At 34.8% G+C, this 17996-nt stretch carries 15 protein-coding genes and 1 CRISPR repeat array; of the genes, 7 read left to right on the top strand and 8 right to left on the bottom strand.

All coding sequences use genetic code 11. The features are described from left to right. Positions 1 to 29: 29 nt before the first annotated feature. Positions 30 to 1724 (bottom strand): phosphoenolpyruvate carboxykinase, encoded by a 1695-nt coding sequence (locus FFM65_RS09690; protein WP_119318580.1) that lies wholly within the window; start codon positions 1722 to 1724, stop codon positions 30 to 32. Positions 1725 to 2189: 465 nt separating this feature from the next. On the opposite strand from FFM65_RS09690, the gene FFM65_RS09685 reads away from it, so the two are divergent. The 5 genes from FFM65_RS09685 (at position 2190) to FFM65_RS09665 (ending at position 7087) form a co-directional block, all read left to right on the top strand. After that, positions 2190 to 3050, top strand: coding sequence for a PRD domain-containing protein (locus tag FFM65_RS09685; protein ID WP_245954259.1), 861 nt, complete (start codon positions 2190 to 2192; stop codon positions 3048 to 3050). A 23-nt stretch (positions 3051 to 3073) separates the two neighbouring features. Continuing rightward, positions 3074 to 3418 carry a PTS lactose/cellobiose transporter subunit IIA gene (locus FFM65_RS09680; protein ID WP_010018965.1) on the top strand — a complete coding sequence of 115 codons (345 nt, stop codon included), beginning with the start codon at positions 3074 to 3076 and terminating at the stop codon, positions 3416 to 3418. Positions 3419 to 3431: 13 nt separating this feature from the next. Next, positions 3432 to 4862: a 6-phospho-beta-galactosidase gene (lacG, locus tag FFM65_RS09675; protein ID WP_119318582.1), complete on the top strand. Its 1431-nt coding sequence runs from the start codon at positions 3432 to 3434 to the stop codon at positions 4860 to 4862. A 118-nt stretch (positions 4863 to 4980) separates the two neighbouring features. Then, on the top strand, positions 4981 to 6759 hold the full coding sequence (locus FFM65_RS09670; RefSeq protein WP_119318583.1) for a PTS lactose transporter subunit IIBC: 1779 nt from the start codon (positions 4981 to 4983) through the stop codon (positions 6757 to 6759). Between the two features lie 106 nt (positions 6760 to 6865). Next, entirely contained in the window at positions 6866 to 7087 is a 222-nt protein-coding gene (locus FFM65_RS09665) for a hypothetical protein (RefSeq protein WP_119318584.1), read from the top strand. A 35-nt stretch (positions 7088 to 7122) separates the two neighbouring features. On the opposite strand, the gene FFM65_RS09660 is transcribed toward FFM65_RS09665, so the two are convergent. The 3 genes from FFM65_RS09660 to FFM65_RS09650 form a co-directional block, all read right to left on the bottom strand. Further along, a complete protein-coding gene (locus FFM65_RS09660; RefSeq protein WP_119318585.1) occupies positions 7123 to 8262 on the bottom strand; it encodes a trans-sulfuration enzyme family protein in 1140 nt (379 codons plus the stop codon). 235 nt (positions 8263 to 8497) lie between these two features. Next, on the bottom strand, positions 8498 to 9157 hold the full coding sequence (locus FFM65_RS09655) for a histidine phosphatase family protein (RefSeq protein WP_119318586.1): 660 nt from the start codon (positions 9155 to 9157) through the stop codon (positions 8498 to 8500). 43 nt (positions 9158 to 9200) lie between these two features. Beyond that, the gene (locus tag FFM65_RS09650; RefSeq protein ID WP_119318587.1) at positions 9201 to 9860 is read right to left on the bottom strand and encodes a histidine phosphatase family protein; all 660 of its coding nucleotides are present in this window, start codon (positions 9858 to 9860) and stop codon (positions 9201 to 9203) included. 111 nt (positions 9861 to 9971) lie between these two features. On the opposite strand from FFM65_RS09650, the gene FFM65_RS09645 reads away from it, so the two are divergent. After that, entirely contained in the window at positions 9972 to 10592 is a 621-nt protein-coding gene (locus FFM65_RS09645) for an NAD(P)-dependent oxidoreductase (RefSeq protein WP_119318588.1), read from the top strand. Positions 10593 to 10596: 4 nt separating this feature from the next. After that, entirely contained in the window at positions 10597 to 11040 is a 444-nt protein-coding gene (locus tag FFM65_RS09640; protein WP_119318589.1) for a flavodoxin domain-containing protein, read from the top strand. 226 nt (positions 11041 to 11266) lie between these two features. Continuing rightward, a CRISPR array of direct repeats spans positions 11267 to 11699; the repeat unit is 37 nt; unit sequence GGTTCTTAAGTAAATGGAAAGACTTACTTCTAAAACT. A gap of 19 nt (positions 11700 to 11718) precedes the next feature. Here the strand turns inward: FFM65_RS09640 and csn2 are convergent. From csn2 to cas9, 4 genes are all read right to left on the bottom strand, one after another. Next, the gene (gene csn2 / locus FFM65_RS09635; RefSeq protein WP_119318590.1) at positions 11719 to 12423 is read right to left on the bottom strand and encodes a type II-A CRISPR-associated protein Csn2; all 705 of its coding nucleotides are present in this window, start codon (positions 12421 to 12423) and stop codon (positions 11719 to 11721) included. Further along, positions 12420 to 12725: a CRISPR-associated endonuclease Cas2 gene (gene cas2, locus FFM65_RS09630; RefSeq protein WP_119318591.1), complete on the bottom strand. Its 306-nt coding sequence runs from the start codon at positions 12723 to 12725 to the stop codon at positions 12420 to 12422. Before cas2 ends, csn2 begins: the two co-directional genes overlap by 4 nt. A 4-nt stretch (positions 12726 to 12729) precedes the next feature. Further along, entirely contained in the window at positions 12730 to 13608 is an 879-nt protein-coding gene (gene cas1, locus FFM65_RS09625) for a type II CRISPR-associated endonuclease Cas1 (protein WP_119318592.1), read from the bottom strand. A gap of 163 nt (positions 13609 to 13771) precedes the next feature. Then, positions 13772 to 17842 (bottom strand): type II CRISPR RNA-guided endonuclease Cas9, encoded by a 4071-nt coding sequence (gene cas9, locus FFM65_RS09620; RefSeq protein ID WP_162897977.1) that lies wholly within the window; start codon positions 17840 to 17842, stop codon positions 13772 to 13774. Between the last annotated feature and the right edge of the window lie 154 nt (positions 17843 to 17996).

Raw genomic sequence — 17996 nt, 5'->3', positions numbered from 1 at the left:
TAAAAATTGAGTAGCGTTTTTTGCTAGTCTTAGTTATTCATTAACTCTGACAACAATTCTTTGGCTGATTCATTCAAGCTAGCCTTAGACTTATCATAGCCCAAGTGAGTATAAATTTCACCAACATAAACATTGTCTTTGTATAATTTGTTGAAGACTTTATCGATAACTGGACGAGTCTTTGCTTCTTCTTGAACAGGTCCAAATGGGTTAGCAAAGAAAGTGGTAGTCATACCAACTTCATCAGTCGTACCTAGAGCTTTACGCTTACCGGCGATGAATGTTGCTTTGGCTTCTTCTTCATTAGGGAATTGATGCAAACCGATTTCTGAATCGTAGTTGTTAGCATAGACCCACATGTCGATTGAGTGATGCTCGATGACACGCTTGTAAGTATTAGCAGGCAAGATAACACGGGCATTTTTCAATTCTGGATTCAAGTAGATACCACGATCCATATTGTTGAAGGCAACAGAACTACTCAAATCATCCAAACGGACGAAAGCACCAGTTTCTGTACCTTGAGCGTAAATGTTTCCATCATCGTCAAAAGCAAAACTACCCATATCATCGAAGATAGTTTCAATGTTGATGATTTTATCATCTGCAACTTCTTGCAAGGCTTCGATTGATTCAGATTTTCCAGCACCAGAATCACCGAAGAAGACAACTGATTTAGTCTTACCATTTGAGAAACTGATATTAACCATTGATCCGTGGATTGGTAGACGGTTTTCATAAATCATGTGTAAATTGTGTACTGTTAAGCACATTTTCTTCATGTAACCGAAGTAAGTTGTCTTATCGTTATAAGGAACTTCACCGACCCAGATATCATTTTCTTCATCGTGATAGTAGTGGCTGACGTCGCCTTCTGTTTCTTTGAGACCAAAGAGGATGATTTCGTCAGGCTTCTTACCTTCGATGCTTTCCTTATCAGCAACTTCAAATAAGTTGGCTAAAGCAATACCACTGACAAAGTAGTCACGGTGGAAGTAGATGAAGGCTAAGCTTTCACCAATTTTAGCAGGGAAGCAGTACCAGTCATTTTGAGTACCGTCGAATTTTTCGATTGGGTTAGTTGGAACGGCGCTGAAGACACCTTCACGTTTATTACTCTTAGTGTGCATCATCATTGGAGGACGTAACATGATTGTGTCCAAGAAACGGATGCTTTCAAGTGGTTGATACTTTTTAGGAGTGTCCCATTTGATCGATTGAGTTAGTACACAGGCATTAGTACCTGCATTGATTTGGCGATAAGTACGATTAGCAAATCCTTGAAGCTTTTCTTCGATAGCACGATATAAGCTGATAACAACTTCATTGAAACGGTTATCGATATTCATGAAATTACTTTTGACGATGGCACTGTCATGTTTGTTGATTAGAGAAACTCTAAAATATGAACGGTAATATGAATAGAAATCTTCAATACTCTTTAAGATCTGTTCATTGCCATACTTTTCATATGCAGGTTTATCGTCGACCAAAATCGCCTTGAGAATATTGATGTAAGTATCAGCGGCTAGGCCTTCGACTTTATTTGTCACAGCTAGTTGGCTTTCCTTTAAATATAGGTCAACTAAGTTGTGGAAACCTTGGCTGTTGACTAATTGAACAATATCTTGGATATACTCCTCATTGTAATTAACAACGGCAACTGATCGATTAGGGTTAATATAAAATGCTTTAGATTCGATAGCTTGTGTAGATTTCGACATACGTTAAAGAACTCCTTTCAAATACGAGCTTAGTAATAGTTTAAAGCATTTTTCATAAAACTGGTAGTAATAATTAGAATAAATTTAATATTACTAAAAATAAAAATGTTTAAACTGGTTGTTGGACAGTTGATTAAGCGCTTTATTGTGAACGAAAAAATTTTTTTATTAAATTAATTGTATTTTAATTTTGGTTTCTGAAAAAAATCAATCACTTACATATAATTAATGGACTAGAGCAATGATTTTTTTGATTGAAAAATAGACCGCTAAATAATTGGATTATGAAATTTTTTAACAATTTTTATAATTAAAGCGTTTATAAAATCGATAATAGAAGTTATACTAACGACGTAAGTTAAATAACACGTGGATTGTTACTATTAAATTAGGCATGACCATGAACTTCACTTTATTTAGGTGGGGATCATGGTCTTTTTTTTCGAAAAGAGGGGGGATGAATGGATGGCATTGTTAGTAGTGAATCGAGTTTATAACAATAATACAGTTCTTGTAGACGTAGATAATTCTGATCAAGCAATTGTTCAAGGTAAAGGTGTTGGTTTTCAAAAACGTCATGGAGATGATATTTCACCAACTCGTGTTGAACGGATCTTTTATCTAAATACAAAAGAAGCAAAGCATCGTTTTGGTACCTTGCTTAAGGACGTACCGATCGATATCACGATGACAAGCTTTTCAATCATTGAAATGGCGAAGCAAACCTATCATTACCCAGTTTTGGATTACATCTACGTAACGTTAACAGACCACATTGCACAAACTTACAAGCACATCATGGCAGGAAAGTATCAAAAGAGTACCGCACCTGACATACGTGACAAATATCCTACTGAGTACGAGATTGCGGACAAAGCTGTTGAGATGATCAATCATGACTTGAATGTTCGTTTTCCAAAAGATGCAGCTCAAGCAATTGCGTTACATTTTATCAATGCTCATGGGAGTGAAAACTCTGAGGAAAAGGAAAAAGTAGAGCAGGCTGATTTCGGTGATAACGTTAATAAAATTGTTAAATCAGTTTTTAAAGAATACGGAATTACTAGAAATATCACTAATCAGAACTATTTTGACCGTCTGATGATTCATCTACAATATTTGGTTGCGAGAATTCAGACACACGAACAAGATAAAAGAATTTTGAATCAAGACATCGAATCGGACTTTCGAAAGCTATATCCAAAGTCCTATAAGATTGCCAGTGAAATTTGTGACAAGATTCAAAGAAGATTGGATATCAATTTAAATGATAACGAATTGCTCTACTTTTTAATTCACATCCAAAGAATAATACAAGAAAAATAAAAGAATTCAGGGAGGTTTCTCTTATGGCTACTAAAGAAGAAATATCAATGACTGGTTTTTCCATCGTTGCTTACGCGGGTGATGCCAAAACTAGTTTGATTGAGGCATTGCAACATGCTCAGAAAGGTGAATTTGACAAAGCTGAAGCTTGTGTTGATGAAGCTAATCAATCAATCGTTGATGCCCATAATGAACAAACTAAGCTTTTGAGTAAAGAAGCTGGTGGTGAAGATATGGACGTTACCTTCATCATGGTTCATGGACAAGATACTTTGATGACAACGATGATGTTGATGGACGAAGTCAAATTCTTCATTGATGAGTATAAGCGTATCGACAAGATTGAACGTAATTTGAATATGAAATAGAGGAGGTAAGGGTTTGAGTATTGAATTAAATCGTGTGAAAAAATTGCCCAAAGATTTTGTTTGGGGTGGCGCTACTGCCGCATATCAAGTAGAAGGTGCTACAAAGGTCGATGGCAAAGGTAAAACGATGTGGGATGATTATTTGAAAGCTCAAGGTCGTTTTGCCCCAGATCCAGCCAGTGACTTTTATCATTTATATCCTGAAGATATCCGCCTATCTAAGAAATACGGTTTGAATGCTATCCGTGTTTCAATTGCTTGGACAAGAATCTTCCCTAAAGGCTATGGTGAACCAGTTCAAGCCGGAGTTGATTACTACCACAGATTGTTTAAGGAATGCTTAGATAACGGTATTGAACCATATGTATCACTACATCACTTTGATTCTCCAAAGACATTATTTGATGATGGCGACTGGTTGAACCGCAAGAATATTGATCATTTTGTTGATTATGCGAAATTCTGTTTCGACGAATTCCCAGAAATTACTCATTGGTTCACGATCAATGAATTGATTTCTCTAGCATATTCACAATATATTCAAGGGAACTTCCCACCAAGCCACAAGTTCGATGTAACTAGTGCTATTCAAGCCGAACACAACGAACTACTAGCACATGCCAAAGTAGTCAACTTGTTCAAAGATGGCGGCTACAAGGGCAAGATTGGTTTGATTCACGTACTTCAACCAGTTTATCCATATCCAAATACGCCGGAAAATCAACACGCAGCTGACCTTAGCGACGCCTTCATGAATGCCTTCTTACTCGATGGTACATTTAAAGGCGAATACACTGATAAGACAATGAAACTTATCAATGAGATTCTTGACGCTAATGATGCCAAATTAGACATTCAAGATGGTGATATGGATATCTTGAAGAAAGCCTCAACACGAAATGATTACTTTGGTTTGAACTATTATCAACCATCATTCTTCGCCGCATATGACGGTGAAAGTACTAATCATTTCAATGGTACTGGCGAGAAGGGTACTTCATCATTCAAATTCAAAGGAGTTGGTCAAGCAGTTAAAAATCCTAATATCCCAACAACTGATTGGGATTGGAACATCTATCCAGAAGGCTTGTATGATATTTTGAAGCGAGTAAGTTCTGAATATCCAAACAGTAAAGAAATCTTCATTACTGAAAATGGTTTGGGACTAAAAGAGGAATTGCCAGAAAATGTGACTGATGACACGATTATCAATGATGACAAACGTATTGATTTCGTCGATCAACACATGGCAGCAATTTTGAAGGCTCGTAGTGAAGGGGTCAATGTAAACGGTTACTTTATTTGGTCGCTTCAAGATCAATTCTCATGGGCTAATGGATATAACAAGCGTTATGGTTTGTTCTTTGTAGATTTTGCAACACAAAAACGTTATATCAAGAAGAGTGCTTTGTGGTACAAGGCACTTGCTGACACAATGAAATAGCTTCTAGTTGTGGATTGTTACTATTAGATTAGGCATGACCGCAGTTGGTGCTTGGTACTTTGTCGTACCTTGCCCAATTGCGGTCATTTTTTTATGAAATTATAAAAGGGGTGTAATTATGCAGTTTATTATTGATAGATTGGAAAAGCACCAGAAATTCTTTGATAAAATTTCAAAGAACGTTTATCTGATGGCTATCAAGGATGGATTCTTGGCAGCTATGCCAATTATCTTGTTCTCAAGTATTTTCATTCTTTTAACATCTGTTCCACCATTGTTTGGAGTTAACCTACCAACTGATCTAAACAATTGGTTCAACAAAATTTATAACTATACTATGGGATTTGTAGGGTTCTACGTTGCGGGGACAACAGCTAAAGCCTTCACAGGTTCTATGAACCAACGTATTAAAGGTAGTAGATTTATTAATAGTACATCTACTATGATGGCCGCAATGTGTGGTTTCATGCTTTTGGCTATCGGTACTACTAAGAGTGGTGCATACTTAGGCGACTACTTTGGTACAAAAGGTATCCTATCAGCCTTCGTTTCAGCTTTCTTAACAGTACATATTTACAAGTTCTGTGTTGAGAAAGATATTACTATCAAGATGCCTAAAGAAGTTCCTGGCGCTATTTCCCAAAACTTCCGTGATGTCTTCCCATTTTCATTCTCAATCATTGCTATGGGTATTATTGATGTTGCTATCCGTGCATGGTTGCATGTTCCATTCAGTGCTATGATTGCTACTTTGATTGCTCCATTGTTCAAAGGTGCTGAAAGTTACTTCGGTATGGCAATTATTTGGTTCCTTATTCCTTTGTTCTGGTTCATGGGTATCCACGGACCTTCAGTTGTAAAGCCTGCTATTACTGCTGCTTTGTATGGTAATACAACTGCTAACTTGGCTTTGTTTAAAGCCGGTCATTTCCCATTCCACTCACTAACAGAAAACTTTGGTAACTTCATTGGTGAACTTGGTGGTACTGGTGCTACATTCGTTGTTCCATTTATCTTCATGTTTTTAATGAAATCAAAGCAACTGAAAGCTATTGGTAAGGCTTCATTTATTCCTGTAATGTTTGCCGTCAACGAACCTCTATTGTTCGGTGCCCCAATCATTTTGAACCCTTACTTCTTCATTCCATTTGTTCTATCACCAGTTGTTAACGTTGTCGTTGGTAAACTATTTATTGATGTCTTCAATATGAGAGGGTTCATGTATGTTCTATCGTGGGCATTGCCTGGGCCTATCGGTGCGTTCTTGGATACTAACTTCCAACCAATTTCATTAGTATTAATGGTTCTATTACTAGCTCTAGATACATTGATCTATCTTCCATTCTGTAAGGCCTATGATGCATCACTAGTTGCTAAAGAAGCAGCTGTTGACGCAGAAGACGATGCTACAGATGGTGTTGAACTTGCCGGTGCTACTGCAGGAACAACAGGTGCAGTTGCAACAGCAGCTACAGATTCAGCTACTCCAGAAACAGCAACAACAGAAGAAACAGATACAATAGATTCACCAGAAGCTAAGAAACTCGATAAACAAGTTAAAGTTTTGGTTCTCTGTGCCGGTGGTGGTACTAGTGAACAACTAGCAAATGCCTTAACAGAAGGTGCTGAGAAATACGATGAACCTATCGTAGCCAGTGCCGGAGCTTATGGTTCTCACCACGATATTCTTCCAAATTATGATTTAGTTGTCTTAGCTCCACAAGTTAGAACTTATTACGATGATCTAAAAGCTGATACTGATCGTTTAGGTATTCAATTAGTTGCTACAAAGGGTCAACAATATATTGCCTTAACACGTGATTCTAAGAAAGCTTTGGACTTCGTTATGGAAAACTTGAATAAAAAAGATGACGATAAGAAAGATGATAAAGAATAATCATCAATAAAGAAGAAAAACACCCTCATTGAGGATGTTTTTTTCTTTTAAGTAATGTTTTAGCGATATAATAAAATTAATAAATGAATATGGTGAGGTGACCAAAATGTCTAGTATTTTTACTGCACAACATGTTTTCTCAGTTATATTTATCCTATTATCTTTGTATCAGTTTAGAAATGCTCGTAATTACAAAAAGACGATTATGAAGCATGGTGCTGGTCAACCGGTATCTTTTGGAGGAATGATGCTCTGGAACAATTATGTGACGGCAATCGGATTGCTCTGTTTTGCTATCATGTTACTGGTTGGCCCATTGAGTCATTAAAACTGTTCGTCCTGTAAAAGGGATGAGCAGTTTTTTTATATTTGAGAAAATGCTTGTTTCAAGTCGTCCAATAGATCAGTTTCATCTTCCAAACCAACTGATAAACGGATCAATTCGTCAGTAATACCATTTTGAAGACGAATTTCTCGAGGGATGGCAGCGTGGGTCATAACGGCAGGAACTTCAATTAAACTTTCGATACCACCGAGACTCTCAGCTAGGTCGATCAATTTTAAGCTCTCGACAAATTTTTTAGCATCTAAGCCAGGTTGCAATTCAAAAGAAATCATTGCGCCAAAACCATTCATTTGTTTCTTAGCAATATCATAGCCAGTCGAATTTGGATTGCCAGGGTAATAAACTTTGACCACTTTGTCGTTATTAGTCAAATAGTCATAAACTGCATTAGCATTTTCATGGTGAACGCGCATCCTAACACTGAGAGTCTTGATTCCACGCATCAAAAGCCAACTGTCATCAGGTCCCAAAACACTACCGATAGAATTTTGCAAGAAAGCTAATTCTTCAGCAATTTCAGCATCGTTCGTAACGGCTAAACCAGCAACAACATCGCTGTGGCCGCCAAGGTATTTAGTAGCACTGTGAACGACGATATCGACACCGAGAGTTAAAGGATTTTGATTGTATGGTGTGGCAAAAGTATTGTCAACGATAGTTTTTAAGTTATGTTTTTTAGCAATTTTGGCTACAGCTTCGATATCGGTGATTTTTAAAAGTGGGTTAGTAGGTGTCTCAAAGTAGATTGCCTTGGTATTGTCTTGAATAGCATCTTCGATAGCTACAAGATCTCTAGTATCAACGACAGTAAATTCTAAGCCGAAACGTTTGAGAACCTTGTTGACTAGTCTAAAAGTACCGCCGTAAACGTCATTACCGATGATAATGTGGTCACCACTAGAAAAAAGTGAGAAGACTGCATGGATAGCAGCTGAACCAGAACTAAAAGCAAAGCCAGCTTTTCCATTTTCGATGTCAGCAATCAATGCTTCTAGAGCATTACGGGTAGGATTGCCAGTACGAGCATATTCCCACTTAGGTTGAGCGCCAAGCTTGTGTTGGTGGAAGGTGGATGAGCGATAGATTGGAATTGAGACAGCACCAGTTTCTTGATCTTCGCTAATGCCACCGTGAATTAATTTTGTATTGAATTTCATCATGAATTCTCCTTTGTTTTTGGGCGTAAAAAAAGGGTGCAAATCAATAAATGATCTGCACCCTACGCGTTTTATTAGTAGTCCGTTGTGATTTTAAATACTCAAACAGACGGCACGCATAGAATGCGAACCGCAGCAACATAAGTTTTGAGCATTGATTAAAATCATGTTTGGGACCTCCTAGTAATTGATGACCTGAGAATATATTAATAAAATTGTTTTGTCAAATATTTTTTTACTTGAGCATTTGATTGTAACTAGTGACGTGATTTTTACCGTTATCACGAGTTAACATTGTCAAACTAGAGTTTCTAGGACTAACCGTTACATCAAAGGAACCATCGTTATAACGGTCGGTAATTGAACGAATCGTTGTTCCATGGGAAACTAAAAGGATTTTGTCGCCGTCCTTAGCGATTTGGTCTAATTTTTCAAAGCCTTTGTCAACTCGAGCCCAATATTCTTCGGCATTTTCAGCTTCGTGGAAGGGATCAGCCTCTTTCATAAAGTCTTTGGTAGCGTCCATGCCATATTTAGCAATGATTTCTGCAAAAGAACTAGCACCGTGAGGTTGTCCGACCATGAACCAAGCCTCGGGTGAATTCATGCCTTCGTAATATCCATAGAACTCTTCACGAAATTCCATCATTTTTTGTGGAGTAATTTTATCATGATTGACATTTTCGTCAACGATTAACTTACAAGTATCGATAGCACGTCTAGCATCGGATGAGAATGCGGCCGCAAAATCGACATCTTTTAGTGCGTGAGCAGCTTGTTTAGCTACTTCAATTCCCTCGGGAGCAAGGGGAGTATCTGACCAACCTTGCATTTTGTTGTAACGATTAAACCAAGTACGTCCGTGACGAACTAAGTAAATTTGGTATTTTGCCATTAAAAAGTATCCTCCTGGTAATGTGTAACTTAATCTTACTACATTATTTGATTAGAGACTGGTTGTACTTAGTAATTTTGTTAGTATCTGTGGCTGGATCACGTTCTAGTAAAGTTAAACTGGCGTTAGCGGGGATATCATTTAGGACGATATCTTTAGTCTTATAGCGAATAGCAAAACCTAAAATAGTAATACTGTGAGTGACTAAAAGGATTTTGTCGCCGTCTTTGGCAATTTGGTCAACTTTCTTGAAGCCACGTTCAATTCGACTCCAATATTCTTGTGAATTTTCGGCGTCGTGAAGTGGGTCAGCTTCTTTAACGAAGTCCATTGTGGCATCGAAGCCATATTTGTTAACGATATCTGCAAATCCTTTAGCGTGATGAGGTTTACCAATGGCAAACCAAGATTCATCAATGCTACGCCCCTCAAAATAACCATAGAATTGTTCTCTGAATTCAGATAATTCCTGTGGTACCAAATGATTTTTATTTCTTCTAGTAATAATGCGAGTAGTATCGACTGCACGTTTCATATCAGATGTTAAAGCTGCCGCAAAGTCGACATTTTTGAGTGATTCAGCAGCTTTTTGAGCAACTGCGACCCCATCAGTCGTCAAAGGTGTGTCAGACCAGCCTTGCATTTTTTCATATTCGTTGTACCAAGTTCTACCGTGTCTTACTAAATAAATTTGATATGCCATTAATTTCCGCCTCCTAGCACAACAAGTTTACTATAAAAGAGACTTATCTTTAGTGATTTTGCTTAGAGTTGTGTAAAGTAAACTTGTCGAAAGAATTTGGAGGTAATGATTATGAAAATAGCAGTTATTGGAGCTAATGGTAAAGAAGGTTCTTTGATCGTTGAGGAAGCTTTGAATCGTGGAATAGACGTAACCTCAATCGTACGTGATGAAAAGAAGGCTAAAACGGATAAATTTTTGGTCCGTGATGTTTATAGCTTGAAAAAAGATGATATCAAAGACTTTGATGTATTGGTGGATGCCTTAGGGTTCTTTGGTCCTAATGTGGATCAGTATGTACCCGCAACTAAGCATTTAATTGAAGTTTTGGAAGGTACAAACACTAGACTATTAGTCGTTGGTGGAGCCGGTTCGTTATACGTTGATAAAGGTCATACTAAGCAACTTTATCAAGAAGCCGATTTTCCAGAAAGTGTCAAACCTTTAAGTGAAGAAATGGGTAAGTCACTAGATGTTTTGCGTAAAAGTGATATTAACTGGACCTTCATTAGCCCAGCTGCTAGTTTCGATGCCAAAGGACCAAAGACCGACGAATATGTTTTGGCTGGCGAAGAATTGACCTTTGATAAAAATGGTAAGAGTGAAATCAGTTACGCCGATTTTGCTTTAGCTATGGTTGATGAAATCGTTAATGCCAAACATCAAAAAGAACGTATTAGCGTTAGATGGTAGGTAAATGATGAACATTTTAATAACTTATACTAGTATGACTGGTCGTAATGAAAAAATAGCTAAATATTTGACTGATTATTTAGAAAAAAATAATGCGGACGTGACCTTAGAACAAATGATTGATACTGATGCGTATGAAATTTCTAGTTACGATGCTGTGATTGTCGATACTTATACTTACAATGATGGTGAAGTGCCAGAAGAAGCCCAAGATTTTTATGAAGATTTGGAAGATATTGACTTAGAAAGAACTAAATTTGCGGTGTTAGGATCAAGTTCCAAAGGACACATTCACTTTGGTCGTGCGGTAGATTACTTCACAATGCAACTGAATTCCAGTAATGGCGAACAAGTTGCTGATTCCGTGAAGATTGACCAAGATCCAGATGAAGATGATTTGAAACGTGTCCGGACCTTGGGTGATTATGTTTTAAAGAGTTTAGGATAAAAAATGAAAAGCTCTAGTATTGGAATCGTTTGGGATTCTGTACTAGAGCTTTTTATTTGAGATGATTTACTTCTAAAACAAGTAATTGAGATGACGTACTTGTAAGTATACCAAAAATGATTTATTGATCTGAATCTCTTAACGAGGACAAGTATAGCAAGTTCCCAAATAAATAGAAAGATATATTTCATAAAACTCTCTATCGCTATTTCTAAACTATAAAATTGGCTCTTAAGCAAAAGGAAAGACTTACTTCTAAAACTATGTGACTGTTTCTGGTGGTATTTCAGAAGGTTCTTAAGTAAAAGGAAAGACTTACTTCTAAAACTTTATCACTAGCCCCAAAGAAATAGAGCCGGGTTCTTAAGTAAATGGAAAGACTTACTTCTAAAACTACAGAGTTATTACAGCTCACTAACGACTTGGTTCTTAAGTAAATGGAAAGACTTACTTCTAAAACTCGATGTTTCATTCGAACAGCTACAATATTGGTTCTTAAGTAAATGGAAAGACTTACTTCTAAAACTTGCTGTTTCGCTGTCATTTACTAAGATAAGGTTCTTAAGTAAATGGAAAGACTTACTTCTAAAACTCCATCTGAAAAGGGATTTGAAGGTTATAAGGTTCTTAAGTAAATGGAAAGACTTACTTCTAAAACCGTTGTTTTCTAATCAACTTCTAATAATCAAACCTAACGTGATCATTATCGATTGAATAGACTTTAGCATTTAGTTTTTCCTCCTTAAAAATCATAGGATAAGATTCTAAAGAAACTAGCTTTAAATCAACGGATTTTAGATAAGTATGTATCTCATTTAACTGATTGACGTTTAACAAACGACAGATGTTATTAAAAATAAGCAATTTTTTATTAGTGAAATCAGAATAAAAACTGATTACATCCATAAGTTTATCACAGTAATTGGCCCAGTTACTAGAATCAATCTTGATGCCTTTTGACTTTAAAAGTTTTTCGTAATTGGCGTACATATCAAGGGTTAACGGCAACGAATATCTAGTAATGGAGTCAAAAACAACGCTATTTAAATCGGTATTAACTTTTTCAATTTCATTAAGCATTATTTGAGAATCTTCGATTATCTTTTTTAGGATTATCTTCATTTGATTGCTTGCGTTGAGATTAAATGAACCGAGATCACCAATAAAACAAATATCTTTCAGATGTTCTTCAATAGGATCATCGTCATCCGTATAAAAATGAATGATTCGGTTGGTATCGTCAGAAAAAGTTTCGCCATTTTCTAATTTGTTAATTCTAAAAATCAAATTGGAATATTCATCAATATTTTGAAAATTAAGTAGCGTTATGCCATCATTTATTTCAAAAGGCTTATAAGGAAATACTGTAATTGTATTAGTCATATTACCGTCAACCTCTCAAAAGTGTTTTCTTCTGAAGCATCTTTTTTACCAGTTAAAAATGAAATTGATGCAAATTGTTTTTCAGTAACGATTAAGGATTGAACCAATCCCTTTTGTGGGGCGTACATAGAAATCTTTTTATTCAATAAATTAGCAGATTGACGATCAATTAAAATACACGTGTAAATTGATTCTTGCATCATCGTGAAACCGTCATTTAAAAGTCGTTTTCTAAATTGACGATAATTTCTTCTATCTGCAGCGGTTAACGTGGGTAAATCAAACATTATTATTAAGCGCATCACTCTACTCCTCATCTTTAAAACCTACTTTTTTGATTTCTGCTTCTTGGTTTGGATCTAAATAAGAGATGCAATCGCGAATATATTGCGATAAAGCGTTTTTTAAGATAAAATTTTTAGAACCATAAGAGATTTCTTGATTTAAAATATCAACTAGTTCTAATTTTATGTATTCATCAAAATTATAGTCTGATTTTTGAAAGACCTTATCATCAACAAAGGGACGGAAAGGTTCCATTAAATCACTGGATAAATTGAAACAATTTTTTAAACTGTGATGGTGAATTCCCAGTTGTGTCAGGTATCCTTGAGCAGTAATCTCTTGATTAGTAGCAGACAATAAAATTGTATATCCATAATTAAGCATAGCGTTTATTTTAGTATCTTTACCACGTGAAAAATCCTCATTGAACAGTGCCAAAAAGTATTTTCTAGCTATCACTGCTTCACGATTTGAAGAGTCATTTTCTTGAATGAATCTATATTCATTATCTAAAAAGGATGGTGATAAATCAGCCCTTACGAGTACGGAACGCTGATTTTGCAATTTGTTTTTGACGACTTGTGTCCATAAATCTTGTTTCGTAGGTAAAGACCAAGAAACTTGATTTTCAATATTTTGATTGCGTTGGATATTGTTATAGTATCCGTTTAATTCAGCACAAGGATTATGATCCTCGGCGCAAAAAACGACTTTGATATTTTCGGACACTAGCTTTGAAATCAAATATCCTGTAATAACTGATTGGGTAGTAGCTATGATAATACAATTAATCTGGTGAAAAGGGATTTGCTTTATGTCCATATTAGTTTGAATAAGCAGATGATTAGCTTTGTAAGATAATTTAGCCTTCTGTGTAATATAAATAGTTCGCCAACCCATAATTCTCCTCCTAAAAATATTGATATAAAAATAGAAGTACGATAAACTGTAGTTGTTCGTAAGTAAATGGAAAGACTTACTTAGATTAAAATAAACATGAATGTTAAATAGCTGTGAAGCTGCTCCCACGTGGGGGCGTTTTTTTTTTTTTTGCTCTTTTTTGTTATTCAATATGAAATCTAGTTTCATATAACCCAGTTACTGACAGATATATTAAATCTGTGTCATTAAGTGTTAAACCATGTTTTTTTCTTCCAAAAGCTTTTTTTTCAATACCATCAAAATTTAAATGTGCTGGAGTGGAATTAGCATGCAAAAGGATGATTAATTCTTCTAACAAATTTACTTTTTCAGATGTAGTAGCCTGATTGAAGTTCTCAATATTGGACGTTAGGAATTCTCGCTCGCCTTTATAGAAAGGATAGAATTTTTTCATTTTTGTAATTAATTCTTGGAGTATTTCAATAAGAATATTTTTGTCGTAAAATGCTAAAATTTGGTCTGGATCTTCATCAGATATTTGAAGTAATTGTAATAAAGCTGAATGTTCAGGAAACAAAATTAACTGTTGCCTATTAACAATTTCTGTATCCGAAATTAAGGCCAAAGGACCAACTTTTTTACTGTAGATTATTTGTCCTATGGGAACATTATTTTTAACAATTTGAATAGATTTCTTATGTTTGACGTTTTCTTCTAGCCAATTTTGAAGTGCTTGTTTATCTTTCAAATCGTTAATTAATCGAATTGGAATAGCAACAGGTTTAATTTTATTATTATCAATTTTGACAATTGTGATGGAAGATTTGTTGTCTCCACTAAAGCCGCCGTATATATTTGGATCCATATCTTTCTTTTGAGCAATGAGTTTCTTATACTTGGGATTTTTAGGAGAATAGATTGTTTGATCATAAAATTGACCAGTTTTAATTTCAGTCTTTCTGGTAACGTTACATTGGTGATAATTGAATATTTTTAAAATCTTATCTCGGAATCCGACATTCCAAATAATTTCGCCAGTATTTCTATCATATTGAGTTGTTCCATTTACTAATGGAGAAATAATAAAGCCATTCTTTCTACTATCAGGTAACTTTTTCTTTTTAGAATATAGTTCTTTTACTTGACCGTAGAATTTGTTATATTCGCCATTCATTAGTAACATTTCATTGGTGGGGAATCTACGTAAACGATATGTACCTAAGAAACTAGCCAAATAAGCATCTTGGGCATGATGAAAGTCGTTGACATTACGGTTTTTGACTAATTCAGGGTGTTTAAAATGATATGTACCGTCTTGACCACTTAGAGCCTTTCTGAAGGCGGTCGAGAGATTAGCCCTAGCTTGAATACAGGTAGTTCCTAGATCCTTATACATATTATCTAAAATATTGGCTACACCTTTTACCATTTGAGAAGTCTGAACTAATTGACGATGAATAAAACCTAATTTATCTTTATCTGTAATTACACGTCTGGTTAAATTTTTAAATTTCTTTAGCCCCATCATGTTGTTGTTTAACATATAGGTCCAACGTTCTAAGTTTCTATCTATTACATTGGAATTTAATAATAAATCATCTGCTTTACGTTGATTTTCTTTAGCCAATACTAAAGCTTTGTTTTCCAAAGAATCATCAGGGATATAAGTTCTAGGTAAAATATGGTCAACTTGGTAATCAGATAGTTTGTTTATATTTAGACTTTCTTCTGAGTACAGTGATTTTCCATTTTGTAGAAAATAAAGCATGATCCGTTCACTAGACAAATCATTTTTATGTTTTTTAAGTTCTTCTTGAATTTTTTTGTTTGGAACTAAATATTCGCGCAATTGTGGTTTGAAATCGTTAGCTTTATTGAGAAGTTTACTTTGTAATTTCTTAATTCTTTTTTCTCGTGAAGTAGTAATTTCGGATTTTTTTGTTTCGCGAGTAACTTCAATAAAAATATGTTTAGGCGCATGTCCCATAAACTTAACTATTTCTTGGACTATCTTAATAGATTGCGTGATTCCGCGCTTAAGAGCAGGGGAGACGTGAATATCATTAACTAAATCAGATATATTTTGATCTTCACTTTTATTTAGATTGTGATTTTCTATATAATTCTTAAAGTCATATTTATCATTGGACATGATGCTAATGAAATTATTGTTTGTTGTCCACATTAAATCTAATATAGAGTAATTTGACAATTGTAATGATTGTGGAGTGTTAGTTTCAGTTGTGATGTCCATAAGGATTTTCTTAGATAAACGTCCCCATCCTTTATAACGCATGTTAGATATTTTTTTGATCTGGTCAGGTGTGTAAGAGTACTTAGAAGAATGTAATTTTTCATTTAATATTTGTTTATCTTCGAAAATTGTTAACCATTCAATGAGTTCTTCAATTTGATCATAATTTTTGTTATCTTCCATAAAAGGCGAGCCAAATATTTTTTTCATATCTAAATAGGTAGTTAAGGTGGAATTAAATTCATCTTTTTGTGACAAACCAATCAAAATTGGGTTCTTGTAATATCCTTGAGCAATTAACCATTTCGTTAATTTTTTTACGGTAACTTTTTTATACTTTTTAAATAGTTCGTTGTAAATACGTTGTTTGGTTTCTACAGTTAATCTAGATCCGATAGGATTTGTTTTGAGGTTTTCCGTTATACGGACATTGTTTAATTCATTAAGGACTTCATATCGTTGATATATCAAACTATTTTTAGGTAAGACAGGTTCGCCTACTAAATATGAATCTGTTACAGTCATACGGCGAATAAATTTATTTGAAGATTTTTCTCTATCTACTATTTCATCAAAGTTCCAAGGACGGGCATGACCATTAGACTTACGTTCCATCCAAGCAAAAGAATTTTTTTCGGATGATTGTAAAGGTCCTACATAGTAAGGTATACGAAAGCTTAGTATTGACAGTAGTTTTTCCTTATTTTCTTTTAGAAATGGATAGTATTGGCTTTGATTATCAATGATCTTTTCCATTTCAATTTTATTCAATTGATAAGGAACGACGCCATTTTCACTATTACGTGGTTTTACTAGATATGTTCCTTTGGATATCTTTTCTTCAGCTTCTTTGGCCAAGTTAGTTGGGAGAGCAACTTTCAAAAATTTTTTTAAACTAGTATATACTTCTTTAGTTCCATATTTTGGTTTATTTATATAATCATCATAGGCTTGTCTTGATAGTTCAACAGCCTTTTTATTCTTGGTAGTATGCCACATATCGCGTAGTTTGCATAAATCAATAGCGTGATTTTCGTATTGATTCACTTTAGCCATACTAAAGTAAGATTCGCCATTAAGAATCTCGTTCAAAGTGATAGTGCTATATATTCTGTTAGCTGTATCTAGAACTGTGAACTGATCATCATCTAGTATGGAGTCTAAATCATCTAATTTTGATTCTATATCTTTACCAGAAAAATTGAGCTTTTCTTCATCCTTAGTTAATGATGTTTTAAAGATAGTATTTAGATGTGCTACGTTTCCTAAGATTAGATTAATGACTTCTTTAAGCAATTTTTTAGTTTCTTTATCCAATGTAAAGTCTTTTAAAATATTACTTGATTTTTGAGTAGCGTTGCCACGGCCAATTAGGATGTCGCTGATGTGGCTCCAATCGCAATCGTCTGGAAAAGAAATATCGTATTTTATTAATTGCTGATTAAGTTCAATTAGTTCTTTTGATAAATTGTTATTTAGATTAGAGATGCTAAATTTTTGATGTTCGTAAGTAAAATTACCACGATACTTAAGAATATTATGGAGTGCTAAGTAGACTAAGCGGATATCTGCCTTATCTTTATTTATGATTAATTCTTTTCTTAAATGGAAAATTGTTGGAAATTCTCGATAGTATTCTTTATCCGTGTAAGGACCGTCAATAAATAAATTATATTTATCTCTTTTTCTATCAGGATCTTTTTTAGAAACCCAAGAATTTTGTAGTCGAATTAAAAAAGAAGGGTCAGTTTTGGCTAATTCTTCACTAAAGATTTCATTCAACCAATTGATACGATTTTTGCGTCTTCTATAACGTCGTCTTGTTGAACGATTTAGTCTGGTTTCCTTAGCCGTTTGAGCGCCTTCAAATAGTCTAACTCCCCAGAGATTCTTTTTTTTGATGTTAAGTAAATCATAGTTATCATTGGTAACGGCCCATCCAACGGAGCCTGTTCCGATATCTAAACCAATATTATAAGGTTGTTCTTTTTTAGTCATAATATCCCCCAATTTCATTTAATGATAATGTAACCGAATTCAACACTTACAGAATACAGTATATTTGAGGAATAAAGTAGTCTAAATCCTAGTTTTAAACAATTTTACGTAATCGAATACAATTCCCCTTGAGCCTATGAAAAAATTCCCGTAA

Source organism: Companilactobacillus formosensis, assembly GCF_005405305.1.
Classification (GTDB): domain Bacteria; phylum Bacillota; class Bacilli; order Lactobacillales; family Lactobacillaceae; genus Companilactobacillus; species Companilactobacillus formosensis.
This window is presented reverse-complemented; position numbering and strand designations above follow the sequence as displayed.